Origin of the sequence: Solirubrobacter deserti (genome assembly GCF_027587175.1) — a bacterium.
In the GTDB taxonomy this organism is placed as follows: domain Bacteria; phylum Actinomycetota; class Thermoleophilia; order Solirubrobacterales; family Solirubrobacteraceae; genus Solirubrobacter; species Solirubrobacter deserti.
This window is the reverse complement of sequence record NZ_JAPCID010000014.1, coordinates 16,643-35,088: the sequence shown is the minus strand read 5'-3', so window position 1 is coordinate 35,088 and position 18,446 is coordinate 16,643. Positions and strand designations below refer to the sequence as shown.

22 protein-coding genes and 1 pseudogene are annotated in these 18,446 nt (G+C 71.4%); 7 read left to right on the top strand and 16 right to left on the bottom strand.

Going from position 1 to position 18,446, the window contains the following annotated elements:
• The first annotated feature begins 50 nt into the window (after positions 1 to 50).
• Genes OJ962_RS11700 through OJ962_RS11690 form a run of 3 tightly spaced genes read left to right on the top strand, consistent with a single transcriptional unit; the run spans position 51 to position 2,246 of the window.
• On the top strand, positions 51 to 1,250 hold the full coding sequence (locus OJ962_RS11700; RefSeq protein ID WP_202956406.1) for a M23 family metallopeptidase: 1,200 nt from the start codon (positions 51 to 53) through the stop codon (positions 1,248 to 1,250).
• Positions 1,247 to 1,648, top strand: a complete 402-nt coding sequence (locus OJ962_RS11695) for a PGPGW domain-containing protein (RefSeq protein WP_202956405.1) — start codon at positions 1,247 to 1,249, stop codon at positions 1,646 to 1,648. Before OJ962_RS11700 ends, OJ962_RS11695 begins: the two co-directional genes overlap by 4 nt.
• 34 nt (positions 1,649 to 1,682) lie before the next feature.
• Positions 1,683 to 2,246 (top strand): ester cyclase, encoded by a 564-nt coding sequence (locus OJ962_RS11690; protein ID WP_202956404.1) that lies wholly within the window; start codon positions 1,683 to 1,685, stop codon positions 2,244 to 2,246.
• Between the two features lie 17 nt (positions 2,247 to 2,263).
• Here the strand turns inward: OJ962_RS11690 and OJ962_RS11685 are convergent, their stop codons facing one another.
• Both OJ962_RS11685 and OJ962_RS11680 read right to left on the bottom strand, forming a co-directional pair.
• Complete coding sequence (locus tag OJ962_RS11685) at positions 2,264 to 2,824, bottom strand: transposase (protein ID WP_202956403.1); 561 nt, start codon at positions 2,822 to 2,824, stop codon at positions 2,264 to 2,266.
• Positions 2,825 to 2,908: 84 nt separating this feature from the next.
• Positions 2,909 to 3,298 (bottom strand): hypothetical protein, encoded by a 390-nt coding sequence (locus tag OJ962_RS11680; RefSeq protein WP_202956402.1) that lies wholly within the window; start codon positions 3,296 to 3,298, stop codon positions 2,909 to 2,911.
• A gap of 37 nt (positions 3,299 to 3,335) precedes the next feature.
• Here OJ962_RS11680 and OJ962_RS11675 point away from each other — a divergent pair, with 37 nt between their 5' ends.
• Positions 3,336 to 4,763, top strand: a complete 1,428-nt coding sequence (locus tag OJ962_RS11675) for a cryptochrome/photolyase family protein (RefSeq protein WP_202956401.1) — start codon at positions 3,336 to 3,338, stop codon at positions 4,761 to 4,763.
• A 94-nt stretch (positions 4,764 to 4,857) separates the two neighbouring features.
• On the opposite strand, the pseudogene OJ962_RS34385 reads toward OJ962_RS11675, so the two are convergent.
• Positions 4,858 to 5,154 (bottom strand): annotated as a pseudogene (locus tag OJ962_RS34385) (DUF2000 family protein); the annotation flags it as partial.
• 50 nt (positions 5,155 to 5,204) lie between these two features.
• Here OJ962_RS34385 and OJ962_RS11670 point away from each other — a divergent pair.
• Positions 5,205 to 5,558, top strand: coding sequence for an Lrp/AsnC family transcriptional regulator (locus tag OJ962_RS11670; RefSeq protein ID WP_202956400.1), 354 nt, complete (start codon positions 5,205 to 5,207; stop codon positions 5,556 to 5,558).
• Here the strand turns inward: OJ962_RS11670 and OJ962_RS11665 are convergent.
• On the bottom strand, positions 5,499 to 5,756 hold the full coding sequence (locus tag OJ962_RS11665; RefSeq protein ID WP_202956399.1) for a hypothetical protein: 258 nt from the start codon (positions 5,754 to 5,756) through the stop codon (positions 5,499 to 5,501). The two genes, OJ962_RS11670 and OJ962_RS11665, sit on opposite strands and share 60 nt — an antisense overlap.
• Positions 5,757 to 5,859: 103 nt before the next feature.
• Entirely contained in the window at positions 5,860 to 6,651 is a 792-nt protein-coding gene (locus tag OJ962_RS11660; protein ID WP_202956398.1) for a Rossmann-fold NAD(P)-binding domain-containing protein, read from the bottom strand.
• 75 nt (positions 6,652 to 6,726) lie between these two features.
• Here OJ962_RS11660 and OJ962_RS11655 point away from each other — a divergent pair, with 75 nt between their 5' ends.
• Positions 6,727 to 7,644, top strand: coding sequence for an AraC family transcriptional regulator (locus OJ962_RS11655; protein WP_202956397.1), 918 nt, complete (start codon positions 6,727 to 6,729; stop codon positions 7,642 to 7,644).
• On the opposite strand, the gene OJ962_RS11650 is transcribed toward OJ962_RS11655, so the two are convergent.
• From OJ962_RS11650 to OJ962_RS11630, 5 genes are all read right to left on the bottom strand, one after another.
• The gene (locus OJ962_RS11650) at positions 7,631 to 8,197 is read right to left on the bottom strand and encodes an O-methyltransferase (protein WP_202956396.1); all 567 of its coding nucleotides are present in this window, start codon (positions 8,195 to 8,197) and stop codon (positions 7,631 to 7,633) included. The two genes, OJ962_RS11655 and OJ962_RS11650, sit on opposite strands and share 14 nt — an antisense overlap.
• Positions 8,197 to 9,078 (bottom strand): aldo/keto reductase, encoded by an 882-nt coding sequence (locus OJ962_RS11645; protein ID WP_202956395.1) that lies wholly within the window; start codon positions 9,076 to 9,078, stop codon positions 8,197 to 8,199. Before OJ962_RS11645 ends, OJ962_RS11650 begins: the two co-directional genes overlap by 1 nt.
• A 72-nt stretch (positions 9,079 to 9,150) precedes the next feature.
• Positions 9,151 to 9,609 carry a hypothetical protein gene (locus OJ962_RS11640; RefSeq protein WP_202956394.1) on the bottom strand — a complete coding sequence of 153 codons (459 nt, stop codon included), beginning with the start codon at positions 9,607 to 9,609 and terminating at the stop codon, positions 9,151 to 9,153.
• Between the two features lie 23 nt (positions 9,610 to 9,632).
• Entirely contained in the window at positions 9,633 to 12,005 is a 2,373-nt protein-coding gene (gene lon, locus OJ962_RS11635; RefSeq protein WP_202956393.1) for an endopeptidase La, read from the bottom strand.
• Positions 12,002 to 12,439, bottom strand: a complete 438-nt coding sequence (locus tag OJ962_RS11630) for an Hsp20/alpha crystallin family protein (RefSeq protein ID WP_202956392.1) — start codon at positions 12,437 to 12,439, stop codon at positions 12,002 to 12,004. Before OJ962_RS11630 ends, lon begins: the two co-directional genes overlap by 4 nt.
• 46 nt (positions 12,440 to 12,485) lie before the next feature.
• Between OJ962_RS11630 and OJ962_RS11625 the strand changes: the two genes are divergently transcribed.
• Complete coding sequence (locus OJ962_RS11625) at positions 12,486 to 13,514, top strand: hypothetical protein (protein WP_202956391.1); 1,029 nt, start codon at positions 12,486 to 12,488, stop codon at positions 13,512 to 13,514.
• Here the strand turns inward: OJ962_RS11625 and OJ962_RS11620 are convergent.
• The 6 genes from OJ962_RS11620 to OJ962_RS11595 form a co-directional block, all read right to left on the bottom strand.
• The gene (locus OJ962_RS11620) at positions 13,501 to 14,526 is read right to left on the bottom strand and encodes an EAL domain-containing protein (protein WP_202956390.1); all 1,026 of its coding nucleotides are present in this window, start codon (positions 14,524 to 14,526) and stop codon (positions 13,501 to 13,503) included. The two genes, OJ962_RS11625 and OJ962_RS11620, sit on opposite strands and share 14 nt — an antisense overlap.
• Before the next feature lie 33 nt (positions 14,527 to 14,559).
• Entirely contained in the window at positions 14,560 to 15,324 is a 765-nt protein-coding gene (locus OJ962_RS11615) for an MBL fold metallo-hydrolase (protein ID WP_202956389.1), read from the bottom strand.
• Positions 15,325 to 15,331: 7 nt separating this feature from the next.
• Positions 15,332 to 16,414: a Na+/H+ antiporter NhaA gene (gene nhaA / locus OJ962_RS11610; RefSeq protein WP_202956388.1), complete on the bottom strand. Its 1,083-nt coding sequence runs from the start codon at positions 16,412 to 16,414 to the stop codon at positions 15,332 to 15,334.
• Positions 16,411 to 16,839, bottom strand: coding sequence for a CBS domain-containing protein (locus OJ962_RS11605; protein ID WP_202956387.1), 429 nt, complete (start codon positions 16,837 to 16,839; stop codon positions 16,411 to 16,413). The genes nhaA and OJ962_RS11605 overlap by 4 nt, the downstream gene beginning before the upstream one ends.
• Positions 16,836 to 18,080 (bottom strand): ArsB/NhaD family transporter, encoded by a 1,245-nt coding sequence (locus OJ962_RS11600; RefSeq protein WP_202956386.1) that lies wholly within the window; start codon positions 18,078 to 18,080, stop codon positions 16,836 to 16,838. Before OJ962_RS11600 ends, OJ962_RS11605 begins: the two co-directional genes overlap by 4 nt.
• Positions 18,081 to 18,144: 64 nt before the next feature.
• On the bottom strand, positions 18,145 to 18,390 hold the full coding sequence (locus tag OJ962_RS11595; protein WP_202956385.1) for a hypothetical protein: 246 nt from the start codon (positions 18,388 to 18,390) through the stop codon (positions 18,145 to 18,147).
• Positions 18,391 to 18,446 lie beyond the last annotated feature (56 nt).

Sequence of the window (18,446 nt, the reverse complement as noted above, 5' to 3'; positions counted from 1 at the left end):
CCGTATAGGAGCGTCGTCGGGCGCGCGGTACGGTCTGGCACACTCTTTGGGTGCCGGTTCGAACCCTCGCAGCGCTCGTGCTGGTCGTGCTCGTGGCGGGGTTCGTGGTCGCGTCGGCGCCGGCACAGAGCTCGGGGAAGGCCACCGCGACGGCCGCGGTGATCACCGGCGACCTCGGGCGGGTCACGCGTGTGCGCGCGTCCGGCGAGGACTCCGCCTCCAGCAGCCTGTCGGCCGAGACGCCTGAAGGGATTGTGCTCGGGGACGGGTTCGTGTCCGTCGTGACGTCGGTGTCGGAGGGGTCCGCGGAGGCCACCGCGGAAGCGAACGACCTGGAGCTGTTCGGCGGGCTGGTGACCGTGGCGTTCGTGCAGCGCAAGGCCGTGACCACGGGCGGCCGCGTGAAGTACAGCGGACTCGTCAGCGGGCTCACGATCGGCGACGAGGAATACGACGAGGTCAAGGGCACCAAGACGTTCCAGTTCGAGCAGGGCGTCGTGACGGCCAACCAGGGCGGCGCCGGGCTGATCGTCGAGCTCACCAGCGAAGTCGACGGCATCCCCGCCGGCACCGAGGTGGTGGTCGCAGACGTGTCCGCGAGCGTGTCCGGCGCCGGAGGCGGTTCGGCCACGCCGGACCCGGACCCGGACCCGACCGCGACGCCCACGGCGGAGCCCACCGCCGAGCCGGAGCGGACCGCCACGCCGACCCCGACGCCGCGGCCGCGCAACCGCCAGTCCTGGCGCGAGCGGCTGATGAGCAAGCGGTTCGTGTTCCCGGTCGGCGGCCGCGCGACGATCGGCGGTCCGTTCGGCGCGCCGCGCGCGAGCACGGGCCGTCCGCACGCGGGCAACGACATCTTCGCCGACTTCGGCACGCCGGTCGTGGCGGTGGCCGACGGCGAGCTGGCCAACGTCGGCACGCTGCCGATCTCCGGCAACCGCCTGTGGGTCTACGCCGACAGCGGCGACCAGTTCTTCTACGCGCACCTGTCGGCGTTCTCGGCCAACGCGGTCAACCGCCGCCGGGTGGAGGCAGGTGAGGTGCTCGGCTACGTCGGCAACACGGGCGACGCCGAACCGACCCCGCCGCACGTCCATTTCGAGATCCATCCCAACGGCGGCGACGCCGTGGACCCGAACCCGTTCCTGGTCGCGTGGCAGAAGCGCGCCGGCTCGGCCTCCCGGCCCGATACGGCCGAACGGCCGGGGACGCTGGTCGAGGTCCGTGATTTCATCGAGGAGCAATGAGCGACGAGAACGCCGCCAAGCCACCGCTGATCGACCGCCTGCGCGCACAGCGCGCCACCCACAAGGACCGGGGGTTGATCGTCCGGATCGGCCTCGTCGTGGTCGGCTTCACGGTGCTCATCGCCGGGCTGGTGATGGTCGTCTTCCCGGGCCCCGCGCTGGCGGTGATCCCGATCGGGCTCGCGATCCTGTCGCTCGAGTTCGCGTGGGCCGCGCGCCTGCTCGAGGTCGCGCTCGAGCAGGCCGAGAAGGCCAAGATGACGGCGAAGGAGACCACGCGCACGCAGCGGATCATCGTCGCCATCGCGGTGGTCCTCGGCGTCGCCGCGATCGGTATCGCGGTCGCGATCTGGGGCATCCCGTCCTGGGTGCCGGTGATCGGCGGCTTCAACCGCTAGGAATGGGCAGCGGGGCCGCGACGTCCTGCTGAGCATGACCTCGTCTCTCACCGCCGGCGCGACCGCCGTCGCGCTGGCCAACATGCGCCTGATCTCCGGCGACTCGGTCTCGCTCGCCGACGCCGAGCGCCTCGTCGCGCCCGACCACGTCAACCACGAAGCCCACAACGAGCCGGTCGAGTGCCGGCAGGAGGGCCCGCTCGGTCTGCTCGCGACGCGCCACTGGCTGCGGTCCGCGTTCGGGTCGCTCGCGTTCGAGATCCTCGACGTCGCCGAGGCCGGCGAGCTCGTCGCCGTCCGCTGCGAGATGCACGTCCGCCATACGGGCGACTTCGTGGTCTGCGACGCCGCGGGCGACGTCAAGGAGGCCTTCCCGCCCACCGGGCGCGAGGCCGTGATCGGCCAGACCCACTGGTTCACGATCCGCGACGGCCAGGCCACCGAGCACCGCGCCAACCGCGACGACCTCGGCATGGCCACCCAGCTCGGCTGGGTCCCGCCGAAGCCGGCCTACCTCGTCGGGATGGCGATCGCCAAGCGCCGCGTCCGCCGCGCGATCGCGGCCGGCACCGCGCCCTGGCAGGCCTCGTTTTCCTAAAGAGGGACTGTCCCTCTTTAGGAAACGCGATCGCGCAACTGGAGGCCGACAAGCGATTCGTAGCGGTCGAGAGCGCGCCCACCGTCCGCCGCGAAATAGGACAGGAGGCGGTCGTCAGCGAGCCAGTCCGGCGCGCATCGGTACACCACGTCGGCGTGGCTGCTCCAGAGCCAGTCCGAGGCCGTCTCGCACAGACCGGCCGAGACCGGATTGCGCGCGACGTAGGCAGCGGTGAGCCACAGCTGGTGATCGCTCTCGATCGCCACCGCGTCGAACCGGCTCTGGAACAAGCGGCCGGAGACGCCGTGCCGGCGGTTGAAGTACTGCGCGTAGCCGCCCTGCAGCAGGTGCATCCCGACGCCCAGGTTCGGTTCCCGGGTCTCGATCAGGAGGTGAACGTGGTTGCCCATGAGGCAATAGGACAGACACAGCCATCCGGTCCGTCCGACCACGCTCGCCAGCAACGCGACGTACCGCCGACGGTCGCGGTCGTCGAAAAAGATCGACTGCCTGCGGTTACCGCGGGCGTACACGTGATAGACGCCGGCTTCGAGCTCGGCACGGGGCTGTCGAGGCATGCCTGTCCTAGTGCGGCGGCGCCCTCATTCGCCCCCTTTTCCTAAAGAGGGACAGTCCCTCTTTAGGAAAGGTTGGGGTCGACCCTAGACGTCTTTGCGGTGGGTGCCACCGCGCGGGGGGCCGTCGGCGCCGCTGTCGACGTGGGAGTCGTCGTGGACGTCCGGATCCAGCGGGCGCGGGGACCAGCCCTGGTCGCGCAGGGCGGAGGCGATCCGCTCGCTCACGGTGCCCTCGCCGCCCGTCTGGTTGAGCGTCAGCGGGTCGCGGTCCTTGCGGGCGCGCTGCGCGTTCACGATCTCCTCGGCGCGCTTGAAGCTGAAGGACACGTGACCGCCGCCCTCCCGGTGCCACTGGGTGCCGGTCAGCGCGCGGTAGAGGTCCCGGTCGAAGGAGTCGTCGCTGGAGACCATGTCGTGCAGCGTCTGCAGGTCGTTGAGGAGCGTCCGCTCGAGTTCGTCGGTCGAAGGAGCCATGTGACCGGTCTACCCAGTCACGGCCGTACCGCCTGCGATGGGCCACACCGCGCTGATCCTCGGCGACCAGCTGATGCGCGACAACCCGGCGCTCGACGGTGCCGAGCGGGTGCTGTTCGTGGAGGCGCTCGCGCCGCTGCGGCGGGTGCGGACGCACCGACGCCGGGCGCACCTCGTGTTCAGCGCGATGCGGCACTTCGCGGCCGAGCTCGAGAACGCCGAGTACGTGCGCGCGGACTCGTTCGCCGACGCGCTGAAGGACCGCCGCGATGTGGTGTGCGCCGAGCCCAACAACGCGGGCGCGCGCGCCGCCCTACGGCGGCTGGGCGTGCGGTTCGTCGCATCGAACCAGTTTTTGGGCGGGTTCGACGAGTGGGCTCACGGCCGCAAGCGGCTGCTGATGGAGGACTTCTACCGCGCGCAGCGCCGCCGGCTGGGCGTGCTGCTCGACGCGGACGGCCAGCCCGAGGGCGAGCGCTGGAACTACGACCACGAGAACCGCCGCCCGCCGAAGGCCGGGCTGCTCACGCCCGAGCCGTGGCGCCCGCGGGAGGACGAGATCGACGCGCAGGTCCGGCGTGACCTCGACGCGCTCGACGGCGTCGAGCTGTGGGGCGCCGACGGCCCGCGCCAGGTCGCGGCGACGCCGGGCGAGGCGCGGGACGCGCTGGACGCGTTCGTCCGCGACCGCCTGCCGGAGTTCGGCCCCTGGCAGGACGCGATGGTCGGCGACGACCACGTCGTCTTCCACTCTCAGCTCAGCGCGCCGCTCAACCTCGGCGTGCTCGAGCCGCTGCGCGCCGTGCGCGCGGCGGAGCAGGCCTACCGCGACGGGCACGCGCCGCCGGCGTCGGTCGAGGGCTTCGTGCGCCAGATCATCGGCTGGCGCGAGTACGTGTGGGGCATGTACTGGCAGCGGCGCGACCGCGGCAACGCGCTCGGCGCGCAACGGGAGCTCCCAGCCGCGTTCTGGGGCGAGCCGACCGGCTGGAACTGCCTCGACACGGTCGTGCAGGGCGTCAACGAGGACGCGTACGCCAACCACATCGAGCGCCTGATGGTGCTCAGCAACATCCTCCTGCTGGCCGGCGTGAAGCCGTGGGAGGCGGTGCGCTGGTTCCAGGGCTCGTTCATCGACGGCGCCGAGTGGGTGATGGCGCCGAACGCCGCCGGGATGGCGCTGTACGCCGACGGGGGCGAGATGATGTCCAAGCCCTACGCGGCGGGCGGCAACTACATCAACAAGATGTCGACGTTCTGCGGGGGCTGCCGGTACGAGCCCAACGTGCGCGCGGGCGAGGACGCGTGCCCGGTGACGGCCCTGTACTGGGACTTCATGGACCGCCACCAGGAGCGCCTGAGCGGCAACCGCCGGATGCGGATGCCACTGCGGACGCTCTCGCGCCTCGACGACCTCGACGCGGTGCGCGAGCGATCCCGCGCCGCCCTGCGCGAGCTCGGCTAACGCAGCAGCGCGAGGGCACCCGTGAGCCCGCGGACCGTCTTGGCCAGGCCGTAGAGCGCGAGCCCGAGGTACTCCGGCTCCGTGAGCGTCGCCAGCGCGCCGTGAACTCCGCGTAGTCGTTGGTCTGCTGGCCGTTGACCCGCATCCCGACGACGCCGACCTCGGCCGCGATCGCCTTCGCCCGCAGCTCGCGCAACGTGGCCCGCGGCGCTTCGAGCACCGGCAACCCGGTCCGGAACAGCCCCGCATGGGTCTCGCCCGCGCCGTCGGCCAAGTCCTCGCCGATCAACGCCGGGACCTTCGTCCCGAGCGTCATCGCCATCACGGCCGCGGCGTTCGCCGCCAGGCCGGGCGCGAGGGCTTCATCCACCACCAGCACGCCTTTCGTCATCTCGGCGGGAATGACAGCATCGCTGCGGCCGATGCGATTCAGAGGAGCGCGTGCGGGCGCTGCGGGCCGAGGGCGTGATCCGCGGCTACCACGCCGACATCGATCTCGGCGCGCTCGGCCGCCATGTGCAGGCGCTGATCGCGGTGACGATCCGGCCGCCGACACGCGAGATCGTCGAGGCGTTCCGCAACTGGGTCGGCGACCTGCCCGAGTTGGTGGGCGCGTTCGTGCTGTCGGGTGACGCGGACTTCCTGCTGCACGTCGCCGTGCCCGACACGAACGCCCTGTACGCGTTCGTCGTCGACCGCCTCACCGAACGCCCCGAGGTCGCGAGCGTGAATTCCTCAGTGGTCTACGAGCACATTCGCCGCACGGTGCTCGAGCCGCTGCCGCCGGCGCGCTAGCGGCGCCATCAGCCAGCGCTGCGCCCGCGCGCCGAGCAGCGGCACGGACGCCTCGGTGGCGTAGCGGTGCGCGAGCGTCGCCAGGTCCCGCAGGTTGCGCGGCAGGCCGCGGCGGCTCATGCGGCCGGCCTGGGCCAGCTCCACGACCGCGGCGAACAGCGCGTGCATCTCCCGCGCGGGCGTGACCTCGATCTTCATGTGCGCCTCGCCGGCGCCGCGTCCGCGAACGCGTGCGTGACGCCCGGCGGGACCTCGGTGAAGGTGAAGCGCTCGCCCGTGACCGGGTTCTCGAGCGTGGCGATCATCCCCACACCCCCGTCGCGGCCGTGCGCTCGGCGTACTCGGCGAAGTCGCGCGGCGGGCGGCCGAGCGCGCGCTGAACGCCGTCCTGCGGCTCGGCGTTGCGGCCGTCGAGCAGCTCGGTCATCAGGAACAGGACGATGTCGGCGTACTCGGGCGGGGCGCTCTCGCGGTACTGCTCGGGCGAGACGCGCGCGTAGCTGATCGGCTTGCCGGCGGCGCGGGCGATCTCCGCGACCGCCTGCTCCATCGTCAGCGCACGCGGGCCGGTGAGCTCGTAGATCTCGCCGTGGTGGCCGTCCTGCGTGAGCGCTAGCGTGGCCACCTCGACGATGTCCTCGACGTCCACGAACGGCTCGGGGATGGCGTCGGCGGGCAGCTCGACCCTGCCGGCCAGGATGCCGTCGAGGAACATGCTCTCGCTGAAGTTCTGCGCGAACCAGGAGCAGCGCACGACGGTCCACTCGGTGCCGACCGAGGCCACGAGCTCCTCGGCACGCTGGGCCTCCGGCTCGCCACGGCCGGAGAGCAGCACGAGCCGGCGCACGCCCGCCGCAGCCGCCTGGCGCGCGAAGGCGTGGACGGTGTCGGCGGCACCATCGACCGCGAGGTCGGGGTAGTAGGCGATGTAAGCGACCTCGATGCCCTCGAGGGCGGAGGCCCAGGTCGACGGGCTCTCCCAGTCGAAGCCCGTGGAGCGGGACACGCCGCGCACGTCCACGCCCTGCGCGGCGAGGCGGTCGAGGATGCGGCGGCCGGTCTTTCCGGTGGAGGAGGTGATGAGCGTCTTCATGGCCAGGATTGAACCGGCGATTCGCTAGACGATCCATAGTTGAAATGCGCGTATGCATGCGTCATCGTCCACAGCATGGACGCCATCGCCGGACTGCTCGACGGCCCCCGCGCGCGCGGGGCGTTCCTGCTGCGCTCCACGTTCACGCCGCCGTGGGGCCTGCGGCTCGAGGACGAGTCGCCGCTCACGCTCAACGCCGTCGTGAGCGGCACGGCCTGGATCACGCCGGCCGAGGGTGATCCGGTGCAGCTGCACCCGGGCGACATCGCGATCACGCGCGGGCCCGACCACTGGACGATGGGCGACCGCCCGCACGCCGACCCGCAGGCGATCATCCTGCCCGGCCAGGAGTGCGTCGCGCCGGACGGTCAGCCGATGAAGCTGCTGAACCGCTTCGACACGCGCAGCTGGGGCATGCCCGGCGGCGACACGATCATGCTCACCGGCGTCTACGAGCACGCGGGCGAGATCAGCACCCGCCTGCTGCGCGCGCTCCCGCCGCTGCTCGTCGAGCGGCTGGACTCCCCGCTCGTCCCGCTGCTCTCGGACGAGATCATCAAGGACCAGCCGGGCCAGGAGGCCGTGCTCGACCGCCTGCTCGACCTGCTGCTCATCGCCACCCTGCGCGCGTATTTCTCGCGCCCCGAGGCGCCGGGCTGGTACCGCGCCTACGCCGACCCGATCGTCGGCCCGGCGATCAAGATGCTCCACACCGAGCCCGCGCACCCGTGGACGATCGCGGAGCTCGCCCGCCGCATCGGCGTCTCCCGCGCCGCGCTCGCGCGCCGCTTCAACGACCTCGTGGGCGAGCCGCCGATGAGCTTCCTCACCGGCTGGCGGATCGCGCTCGCCGCCGACCTGCTGCTCGAGCCGGGCGCCACGGTCGGCTCCGTCGCGCCCCAGGTCGGCTACGGCTCCAGCTTCGCGCTCTCGACCGCGTTCAAGCGCCTGCGCGGCATCTCACCGCAGGAGCACCGCCTCACGGCGACTTGACGACCAGCAGCACGCCGGCGCCGACCGTGAGCAGCGTCGAGGTGACGCCCTCGGCGGAGTAGACGAGCTCGGAGAACTCGACGAGCTCCTTGGCGTGCGAGAGCGTGTTGGAGACCACCAGCACGCCGCGGTCGCGCAGCACGCGCACGAGGTCCGGCCAGTAGGAGGCGTACTCGCGGCGCTCGGCGTCCAGGAAGATCAGGTCGAACGACGCGTCCTCGAACGCCGTGAGCGCCTCGGCCGCGTCCTGCGTGCGCACCTCGACGCAGCGGTCGACGCCGGCCTGCGTGAGGTTGTCCTGCGCGAGCGCGGTGCGCTCCGGGTCGATCTCGACGCTGATCACACGGCCGCCCACCGCCTGCACCGCGTCGCCGAGCCAGATCGTCGAGTAACCGTTGGAGGTGCCGATTTCCAGCACGCGCTGCGCGCCGAGCGCGCGTACGAGCACGCCGAGCAGCTCGGCGGCCTCGGGCTCCACGTTGCGAAGCGCCTCGGGGACGTCGCGCCCGTGGGCGTAGAGCTCGTCCAGGAAGGTCTGTCGTGTCGCGTCCATCAGGCCGATGCCTCGTCCAGTCGGGTGATGTCGTCGTCGGAAAGCTCGATCGGGAGAATCTGGGCGAGCTGCTCGGGCGTGCGGGCGCTCGCGATCGGTGAGACGACGCCCGGCTTGGCCAGCAGCCACGACACGGCGACGGCGGCGACCGCGGCACCCCGCACCGCGGCGACGTCGTTCAGCGCCGCCAGCACGCGCTCGCCGCGCTCGTCCATGTAGCTGAGCGCGCGCTCGGCGCGCGGCGAGTCGCCGCCGGTGTCGCCCGGCTGGTACTTGCCGGTCAAGAAGCCGGACGCCAGCGCGTAGTAGGGCGCGACCTGCAGCCCGAAGCGCTCGACGATCGGCGCGTAGTCGCGCTCATAGCCCTCGCGCTCGACGAGGTTGTAGTGCGGCTGCAGCCACTCGTACCGCGCGAGCCCTTCGCGCTCGGCCAGCTCCAGCGACCGGACCAGCCGCTCGGGCGGGACGTTGGACGCCGCCACGTGCAGCACCTTGCCGTCGCGCACGGTCTGGTCGAACGCCCGCACGGTCTCCTCGACGGGGACGTCGCCGACGTCCTTGTGCGCGTAGTAGAGGTCGATGCGGTCGGTCTGGAGCCGGCGCAAGGAAGCATCCACGCGCGACAGGATGTTCTCCGCCGAGAGCCCGCCGTCCGAGCCGACCTTGGTCGCGATGACGAGCTGGTCGCGGTTGCCGCGCGCGGCCATCCACTCGCCGATGATCGTCTCCGAGATGCCCTGGTTGGGGCGCATGTAGGTGTCGGCGGTGTCGATGAAGTTGCCGCCGGCCTCGACGTAGGCGTCGAGCACGGCGAACGACTGCTCGCGGTCGATGGTCCAGCCGAACACGTTGCCGCCGAGGCAGAGCCCGTAGACGTCCATGGGCCAAGAGCCTACGAAACGCAAGAGGGCGCCCGGCGGGCGCCCTCTCACCGAACGGATCTCGCGTGGCGCCTAGGCCGTGGTGCCCGCGGTCGGCGTGCTCGAGGGCGAAGAGGTGGTCGAGGTGTACTCGAACTCCTCCTCGGCGCCGAACAGCGCGTCGAGCACCTTCTTGCGCAGCCCCTCGGACAGCGCGAGCGCGACCGCGCCGCCGACGACGCCGAGCAGCAGGACGCGCCCGAAGCCGCCGCCACCGCTCTTGCGCTTCTTGGGCGCCTCATAGAGCGCAACGCTCGCGTTGCGGACGCCGTCCGCGGACTCGCGGATGTGCTTCTGGAGCTTCTTGTCCTCGAAGATCTGCTTCGTCGGGCTCTTGCCGTTGTTCAGCCGCGAGTACGCGTCGCGAGCGGACTCGAAGGCCTGGACGATGTTCTGGCGCAGATCCTCGTCCTCGATGATCCGCGTCACGTACGGGTTGGTCCGCGCCGTCTGCGCGGCCTTCCCGGCCTGCTTGACCTTCTTGTTCGCCATGGCTCCTCGCTTCGCCTCCGCTTTCAACCTCGGTCTTGAGCCCGAGCATACCCCGCATGGCCATTTACGAGTGCGGCGTCGAACACATCGCCGATCTCGCTCACCCACACGAAGTCCAGGTTCTCGCGCAGCGCGTCCGGGAACTCCTCGGCGTCCGGCTCGTTGCGGATCGGCGCCAGCACCCGCTTGACCCCCACGCGCTTGGCCGCCAGCGCCTTCTCCTTGAGCCCGCCGATCGGCAGCACCTGCCCCGTCAACGTCAGCTCGCCCGTCATCGCGACGTCGTCGCGCACGGGCCGCCCGGTGACGAGCGACATCAGCGCGGTCGCCATCGTGATGCCGGCGCTCGGCCCGTCCTTCGGGATCGCGCCCGCGGGCACGTGGATGTGCACGTCGTGGGAGGCGAACCAGTCGTCGGGCAGGCCGTCCGCGTGCCCGCGCACGTAAGACATCGCCGCCTGCGCGGACTCCTTCATCACGTCGCCGAGCTGGCCCGTGATCGTCAGCTTGCCCTTGCCCGGCATCGCGGTCGCCTCGACGAACAGCACGTCGCCCCCGACCGGCGTCCACGCCAGCCCGGTCGCCACGCCCGGCTCGCGCGTGCGGCGCTTGACGTCGGCCACGAACTTCGGCCGCCCGAGCAGCTCGCGCACCTTGGGCGCGCTCACGGAGACCTTCTTCTCGTGCGTGCCTTCCGCCACCGACAGCGCCACCTTGCGGCACACGGACCCGATCTCGCGGTCCAGCCCGCGCACGCCCGCCTCGCGCGTGTACTCGGCGATGATCGCGCGCAGGCCCGTGTCGGTGAACGAGATCTGCGATCGCTTGAGCCCTGACCGCTCGATCTGGCGCGGCACCAGGTAGCGCTTGGCGATCTGGAGCTTCTCCTCCTCCGTGTAGCCCGCGAGCTGGATGATCTCCATGCGGTCGCGCAGCGGCGGCGGGATCGTGTCCAGCGTGTTCGCCGTCGTGATGAACAGCACGCCGGAGAGGTCGAACGGGACGTCGAGGTAGTGATCGCGGAACGTCGAGTTCTGCTCGGGGTCGAGCACCTCGAGCATCGCGCTCGCCGGGTCGCCCCGGTAGTCCGCGCCCATCTTGTCGATCTCGTCGATCATGAACAGCGGGTTCGCGGCGCCCGCGTCGCGCAGCGCGCGGATGATCGTGCCCGGCATGGCGCCGATGTAGGTGCGCCGGTGCCCGCGGATCTCGGCCTCGTCGCGCACGCCGCCTGCGCTGATGCGCTCGAACCTGCGGCCCATCGCCCGCGCGATCGACTTCCCGAGCGACGTCTTGCCCACGCCGGGCGGGCCGACGAAGCACATGATCGAAGACCCCGTGGCGTCGGGCTTCAACTTCCGCACCGCCAGGAACTCGAGGATGCGCTCCTTGACCTTGGCGATGTCGTAGTGGTCCTCGTCGAGCACCTGGCGCGCGTGTGCGAGATCGAGGTTGTCCTCGGTGCGCTTGCCCCACGGCAACGACGCGATCCACTCCAGGTAGGTGCGGATGACACCGTGCTCGGCGGCCGCCTGCGGGAGCTTCTCCAGGCGCGAGAGCTCACGGTCGGCCTGCTTGCGCACGTCCTCGGGCAGTGCCAGCGCGGACAGCTGCTCGCGCAGGTCCTCGAGCTCGGCCTCCGCCGGGTCCTTCTCGCCCAGCTCCTCCTGTATCGCCTTCAGCTGCTGGCGGAGCACGTACTCGCGCTGCGAGCTCTCCATCTCCGACATGACCTGGTTCTGGATCTTGGAGCCGATGGCGACGATGTCGAGCTCGCGCGCGAGGACCTCGGACAGCATCCGCAGCCGCTTGCCGACGTCGACCTCCTCCAGCAGCGCCTGCTTCTCCTCGACCTTGATCCGCAGCGCGCCCGCGATCAGGTGCGCGAGCGAGGACGGCTCCTCGACGTTCGCGACCGCCATCTGCAGCTCTTCGGGCAGATACGGGACCTCGTCGATGATGCGCGTGAACGTCTGCTGCACGTTGCGCATCAGCGCGGTCAGCTCGGGCCCTTCCTCCACCTCGTCGGGCAGCTCGGACACCTTCGCGACCAGGTAGGGCTCCTCGCCCACCCACTCGTCGACCTTCACCCGCTGGCCGGCCTGGACGAGGATCCGCAGCGACCCGTCCGGCACCTTGAGCATGCGCGCGACCACGCCCGCGACGCCGACCGTGTGCAGCTGGTCGGGCCCGGGCGTGTCGAGGTCCGGGTCCTGGGAGCCGAGCATCACGAGCATGCGGTCGCCCGTGAGCACGTCGTTGACGAGCTGGATGGAGCGCTCCTGGCCGACGGCCAGCGGCGTCAGCGTGTCCGGGTAGGTGACCGTGTCGCGGAGCGGGAGGACCGGAAGCCGGTCGGGCAGCCCCTGCGGGAGTTCGTCCTCGACGGCGCTCACCGCTCCGTCCCGCGGATGGGGACGGTCTGGGGGCGCGACGGGCGGCTCAACGGGAGCTCGACGGTGAGGATGCCGTCCTCGTAGGTGGCGTCGGCGGCGTCCGCGTCCACCTCGGCGCCGAGCGCGACGACGCGCCGGAACGGCCCGCGCTCGATCTCCATCTGCTGGTAAACGCGGTCGTCGGAGGGCGGCTCGGCCTCCCGCTGGCCGGAGAGCAGCAGCTCGCGGCCGCGGACCTCGAGCGACACCTGGCCGGGGTCGATGCCGGCGAGGTCGGCGCGCACGATCGCCCGCGGCGGGTCGCTGGCGTAGAACACGTCGACCGCGGGCGAGAAGCCGCCGCGGCGCTGCGGCGCGAAGCCGCGGTCGAACAACTCGTCCATCTGGCGCCGCATGCGCTCGAAATTCGCGAACAGATCCCGCTCTTGTGCCATACCGAAGTCCAAGGCTAACGATCTACCCACGCGCTAGGTTCCTGAGATGCACCGGTCGTTGGTGGGTCTCGTCGCGTTGTCAGCGCTCGCCGTCGCCGCGCCGGCGCAGGGCGCTGAGGTCACGTTCCGGGCGAGCCAGCCCATGACGGGGGCCTCGCTGCGGCTGACGGTGCCCGCGGACCTCACGCACGTGAGCTACGAGCGGAAGGTCACGGGGCGGTTCGTCGCGACCGCCGGCCGCGAGCTCGAGCGCCTGGACGGCCCGGCCGAAGGCGTGTTCTCCGGGCCGGCGAGCGGACGCGAGCTGCTGCTGGAGGCCGAGACGATCGAGCTGCGCTCGGCGGCCCTGACGGTGACCGACGACACGGCGCCCACGCTGGAGGTCCCGCGGCCGAGCCGGGCGAGCGGGACGCTGGAACTGCCGGTCAGCGCGGCCGACGCCGGCGTGGGACTGGAACGGGTGGTCGCGACGATCGACGGGCAGCCGGTCGCCTCCGCCGCCTTCGGCGCCTGCACCGAGCTCACCCCCGCGGACGCGACGATCGACCGCGCGCTGGGCGTCGACTGCCCCGCGCGCGGGACGCAGACGCTGCGCTTCGACACGGCCCGCTTCAACGGCGAGCAGGCGGACCTGGTGCTGCTGGTGACCGACGCCGCCGGCAACCACGCGGTCGCGACCTGGCCGATGACCTTCGAGAACCCGACGGTGCAGGGCCCGCACGTGCGCCCGCCCGCCCCGGCACCGACGGGTGAGCTGGAGATCCTCGGCGAGCAGGAGGCGCGCTACACGACGCGCTCGTTCCTGCGCATCCCGAGCCGCCCGCGCGTCTCGAAGGCCGGCACGCTGACGCTCACCGCGCGCTGCCCGCTGACGCAGACGTGCACGCTGCCGGTCACGCTCACCCGCGCGGGCAAGCGGGTCGCGAGCGGGCGCGTCTCGGTGCGCCCGAACGGCACCAAGCGGTTGACGCTCAAGCTCAGCCGGGCGGCGCGCGCGTCGCTCGAGCGCCGCGCGCCGCAGACGATGCGCCTGAAGGTCGCCGGCTACGCGAGCGTCGCGCTCAGAGTGCGGTAGGCCGGACGAGCCGGGGCTCGACCGCCATCGGCTTCTCCGTCGGCTGTCCGAAGTAGAAGCCCTGCCCGAGATCCACGCCGAGCTCGGCCATCGCGCGGAACTCGTCCACGCGCTCGACGCCCTCGGCGACGACCTTCGCGCCCAGCTCGTGCGCGCAGGCCACGAGCGCCTTGACCAGCGCGCGGCGCGCGACCGAGTGCTGGATGCCGGCGGTCAGCGCGGTGTCGATCTTGGCCACGTCGGGCTTGAGCAGCTCCAGGCAGGCCAGCGAGTCCGGGCCGCCGGAGAGATCGTCGAGCGCGACCAGCGCGCCGCGCTTGCGGTGCTCGCGGACCATCGCCTCCAGCAGGTCGCGGTCCAGGCAGCGCTCGGGCTTGACGATCTCCAGGCACAACCGCGACGGGTCGGCGCCCAGGCGGCCGACGACCGGCCACGTCGTGCGCATCGAGGACTCGACGTCCAGCGACGCGCGCGGGTCGAGGTTGACGAACAGGATCTCGCCCGGCGGCAGCAGCGGCAGCCCGACCTCGAGGGCGGCGGTGCGCGCCCGGTAGTCGAAGGAGAACAGCGCGTCGTGGGCCTCGGCGGCGGCCAGCAGCTCGGCGCCGCGCAGCTCGACCGTGCCCAGCATCCCGCGCATCAGCGCCTCGCGGCCGTACGGGAGGCCGCTGCGCAGGTCGACGATCGGCTGGAAGTGCGGGCGCATCCGGCCGTGCGAGAGGAACTCGGGAAACCAGTCCGTGCGCGTGCGATCGAGCAGCGTCTCGGCGGGGACGGGGAGGCTCTGCTCGTCGGCCAGGCGCACCGCGAACAGGCACGCGCGCTCGGAGATCGACAGCGCCTTGATGACCGACCGCAGGCGCTCGTCCCAGCCCGGACCGGCGATCAGCAGACCCTCGACGGCGATGTCGCCCGCGGCGGGCTCTGACGCAAGGTGCTCGACCTTGTAGAGGACGGACGGCCGGTGGGAGAGCAGCCGAACGCCATCCATGGCTGCGGTGGCGGGGGTCACGGCCTGTGTGATCGGCCGCAAGTAAGAAGTTCTTTACTTTTCGAGCGTGAAGCTCACACCTTCGTGGGCGGCTTCGACCGGCCCGCCGAACGCGCGCGCGGCCTCCGAGCACACCCAGTCCGCGCCCGCCTCGGCCGCGAAGTGCGTCAATACCAGCCGCTTGGCGCGTGCGCGCTCGGCGTGCTCGCCCGCCTCGAACGGCGTCAGGTGCCCGCGGTCCTCCGGCGGCTCGGGCTCGAGCAGCGTCGCCTCGAGCATCAACAGGTCGGTGCCCTCCGCGAACGTGCACAGCGCCTCGCTGGGCCCGCAGTCGGCGCCGAAGGTGAACCGCGCGCCGTCGGCGGCGAACTCCACGGCGTTGGCCGGGATGTAGTGCGGAACGGGCTGGAAGCGCACCGCGAGGTCGCCGAGCGCGAGCGGCTCCGCCGGATCGTACTGCGACAGCTCGAACGCGAGCTCGAGATGGTCGGGGCTCATGCTCCCGCCCTCGCACAGCTTGGTGAACACGTCCGGCGCGCCCGGCGGGGCGTACAGGCGCGGGCGCGGCGGCTCGCCCTCCCACGGCCGGTAGCGGATGCCGGACGCGAACGGCACGAGGTCCATCACGTGGTCGGCGTGCAGGTGGCTGATGACGATCGCGTCGACGTCCTCGTAGGCGACGACGCCGCGCAGCTTGGCGAACACGCCCGGCCCGCAGTCGAGCAGCACGGTCTGCCCGCCGCCTTCGACGAGGTAGCCCGAGCAGGCGCCATCGGCGTCCTGCCAGGCCGGGGACTTGCCCAGAACCGTGATGCGCACCGTCTTCTCAGACCCTCCTGGCCCGGGACAGTACCGCCCAGCCCAGCAGACCGCTGAGCAGCGACCCGGCGAAGATCCCGATCTTGGCCCGCTCGACGAGCGCGGGATCGTCGAACGCCAGATCGGCGATGAACAGCGAGACCGTGAACCCGATGCCCGCCGCCGCGGCCACGCCGTAGAGCTCGCGCCGCGGCATGCCCGCCGGCAGCGTGCCACCGCCGCGCAGCGCGGCGAGCGTGGCGCCGCTCACGCCGAGCAGCTTGCCGGCCACCAGCCCCGCGACGATCGCCCACACCAGCGTGCTCGACAGCGCGTCGCCGAGTGCGCCGCCGCCGAACTCGATGCCCGCGTTCGCGAGCGCGAACAGCGGCACCACCACGAACGCGCTCCACGGATGCAGCCGGTGCTCGACGCGCTCCCCGATCGCCAGCGGCAGCAGCAGCCCGACCGCGACGCCGGCGATCGTCGCGTGCACGCCGGATTCATGGACAGCGATCCAGAGCAGGACCCCGAGCGGGAGCCACAGCCTGGGCACGAGCTTGATGACGACCACGAGCGCCGCCGCGGCCAGCAGCCATGTGAGCGAGACGCCCTCGGCGTAGAAGACGGCGATGATCGCGATGGCGATGATGTCGTCGACGATCGCGACCGCGAGCAAGAACACGCGCGTCCCGTCGCTCACGCGGTCGCCGAGCAGGGCGATCAGCCCGACGGCGAACGCGATGTCGGTCGCGCACGCGATCGCCCAGCCCTGCGCACCCTCCCCGCCCGCGACCAGCGCGACGAAGATCACGATCGGGGCGACCACCCCGCCGACCGCGGCCAGCGCCGGCAGCGCGGCCGTGCGCGCGTCCTGGAGGCGCCCGTCGACGACCTCGCGCTTGATCTCGAGCCCGACGATGAGGAAGAACAGCGCCATCAACCCGTCGTTGACCCAGTGGTGCAGGTCCAGCGGCCCGAGCTCCGTGTGCCAGAAGCCGTCGTAGTCCGGGCCGAGGTTGGCCCACAACAGCGCGGCGATCGTGGCGGCGAGGATCGCGAGCCCGCCCGCGGCCTCGTCGTGGAGGAACTCGCGTATGCGGTCGGTCACGAGCGCAGGAACTTCTGCGCGAGCTCACGGAAGAACTCGCGCCGCGCGATCAGTCCGACCACGCGGCCGTCGTCGACCACCGGGACGATCAGCACGCGGTGGTGAAGGAAGATCTCGGCCACCTGCAGGTCGGAGTGGTCGGGGCCGACTTCGACGTGCTCGGTGTTCATGTGATCGCGCACGCGCTCGGTCCGGCACGTGTCGCGCTTCTCGAGCGCGTCGTCGATCGAGTGGCGTAGGAATGCGGCGCTCTTGAGCTGGCCGAGGTAACCCGGGAACAGCGCCTCCATGAACTCGCGCTCGCCGAACACCCCCGCGAAGCGCTCACGCTCGTCGAGGACGGGCAGCGCGGACAGCTCGCTCTCGACGAGCGTGCGCACCGCGGTCTCGACGGTGTCGTCGACGTGCAGCACAGGAGGGGTCATGCGTACCTCAGCATCACGTAGCCGGTGGCCAGGATCAATGACACCACGGTCACCGGGAGCCCGCAGCGCAGGAAGAAGACGAAGCCGATCGGGTTGCCCGCCCGCGCCGCCATGCCGGAGGCGGCGACGTTGCAGGCCGCGGCGACGATCGTCGCGTTGCCGCCGAAGCACGCGCCGAGCGCGAGCGCCCACCAGTACGCGTCGTCCTCCGCGAGCGAGTCGACCACGGGGATCATCGCCGCCGTGAACGGGATGTTGTCCACCAGGCCCGAGCCGACCGCGGACACCCACAGGATCCCGAGCAGCTCGGCCGTGCGGTTGCCGTCCGTGACGTTCGCGATCCCGTTCGCCACCTCCTCGAGCGCGCCCGTCTCCTCCAGCGCACCGACCATCACGAACAGGCCGATCAGGAAGAACAACGTCAGCCATTCGATCGACGACACCGTGCCCGCGAGCGACTGCCGGCTCATGAGCAGGGTGACCGCGGCGCCGGCGAGCGCGACGGTGGCCGGCTCGAGATGCAGCGGCTTGTGGATGAAGAAGACGAGGATCGTCAGCACAAGGATCGGGACCGTGCGCTTGGCCTCGCCGGCGTCCTCGATCGACTTGGCGGCGTCGAGCGCCATGACACGCTTCCGCGCTTCGGGCGCGATCTGCAGCCGGGAGCGAAAGGCCAAGTACAGCCCAGGGATGATCACGGCGAGGGTGACGATCACGATCGGCGCGAGGTTGGCGATGAAGGCACCGAACGAGAGCCCGGTGTGGCCCGCGATGAGGATGTTGGGCGGGTCGCCGATCAACGTCGCGGTGCCGCCGATGTTCGACGCCACGATCTCGATCACGATCAGCGGGATGGGATCTACGTCGAGCGCATCGGCGAGTAGAAACGTGATCGGGACGACGAGCAGGATCGTCGTGACGTTGTCCAGGAACGCCGACAGGACGGCCGTGGTGATCGCCAGCGCAAGCACGACGGCCAGCGGCCGGCCCTTCGAGAGCTGGCCGGCGCGGATCGCCAGCCACGTGTAGACGCCCGTGGTCTCGGTGACCCGGACCATGATCATCATCCCGACGAGCAGACCGATCGTGTTGAAGTCGACCGCCTCGATCGCCTGCTCCTGGTCGAGCGTGCCGGCGAGGACGACGAGCGTCGCGCCCAGCAGGGCGATCTTGGTGCGGTCGACGCGCTCGGACGCGATGAGCGCGAGGGCGAGGACGAAGACGGCGATGGCGAAGGCCACGGGAAAACCTCAGGGGTCGGCGACGAAATCGCCGACCAGGCTTCCCGGCACACCGCCGTGAAGTCTAGCCGTGCAGCCGCGCCTGTTCCTGGGCGTCCGGGAACGCCCAGCCGACCTGGCGGCGGCGCTCCTGGCGGAACACGAACCGCATCTGGCTCGGCGGCCGCAGCCCGTCGGGGTGGTCGGGCCGGTACGTCGGGCAGGCCTCGTCGAGGTTCAGCGCGCAGAGGCCGTTGCGGGCGAAGAAGCAGTCTTCGCACGTGACCTTCTTGGACCGCTTGGCACGCTGTGGCGCTGCAACTACTGACACCCGGAAGGACTCCCTCGTTTACGACTCCGCAACAGGACGAGGGCGATCAAAGCGGA

Bases quoted from the DNA above. Each gene is read 5' to 3' on its own strand.
- OJ962_RS11695 (WP_202956405.1), top strand. From the start codon at position 1,247: ATGAGCGACGAGAACGCCGCCAAGCCACCGCTGATCGACCGCCTGCGC.
- OJ962_RS11690 (WP_202956404.1), top strand. From the start codon at position 1,683: ATGACCTCGTCTCTCACCGCCGGCGCGACCGCCGTCGCGCTGGCCAAC.
- OJ962_RS11685 (WP_202956403.1), bottom strand. From the start codon at position 2,824: ATGCCTCGACAGCCCCGTGCCGAGCTCGAAGCCGGCGTCTATCACGTG.
- OJ962_RS11680 (WP_202956402.1), bottom strand. From the start codon at position 3,298: ATGGCTCCTTCGACCGACGAACTCGAGCGGACGCTCCTCAACGACCTG.
- OJ962_RS11675 (WP_202956401.1), top strand. From the start codon at position 3,336: ATGGGCCACACCGCGCTGATCCTCGGCGACCAGCTGATGCGCGACAAC.
- OJ962_RS11665 (WP_202956399.1), bottom strand. From the start codon at position 5,756: ATGAAGATCGAGGTCACGCCCGCGCGGGAGATGCACGCGCTGTTCGCC.
- OJ962_RS11660 (WP_202956398.1), bottom strand. From the start codon at position 6,651: ATGAAGACGCTCATCACCTCCTCCACCGGAAAGACCGGCCGCCGCATC.
- OJ962_RS11655 (WP_202956397.1), top strand. From the start codon at position 6,727: ATGGACGCCATCGCCGGACTGCTCGACGGCCCCCGCGCGCGCGGGGCG.
- OJ962_RS11650 (WP_202956396.1), bottom strand. From the start codon at position 8,197: ATGGACGCGACACGACAGACCTTCCTGGACGAGCTCTACGCCCACGGG.
- OJ962_RS11645 (WP_202956395.1), bottom strand. From the start codon at position 9,078: ATGGACGTCTACGGGCTCTGCCTCGGCGGCAACGTGTTCGGCTGGACC.
- OJ962_RS11640 (WP_202956394.1), bottom strand. From the start codon at position 9,609: ATGGCGAACAAGAAGGTCAAGCAGGCCGGGAAGGCCGCGCAGACGGCG.
- OJ962_RS11630 (WP_202956392.1), bottom strand. From the start codon at position 12,439: ATGGCACAAGAGCGGGATCTGTTCGCGAATTTCGAGCGCATGCGGCGC.
- OJ962_RS11625 (WP_202956391.1), top strand. From the start codon at position 12,486: ATGCACCGGTCGTTGGTGGGTCTCGTCGCGTTGTCAGCGCTCGCCGTC.
- OJ962_RS11605 (WP_202956387.1), bottom strand. From the start codon at position 16,839: ATGACCCCTCCTGTGCTGCACGTCGACGACACCGTCGAGACCGCGGTG.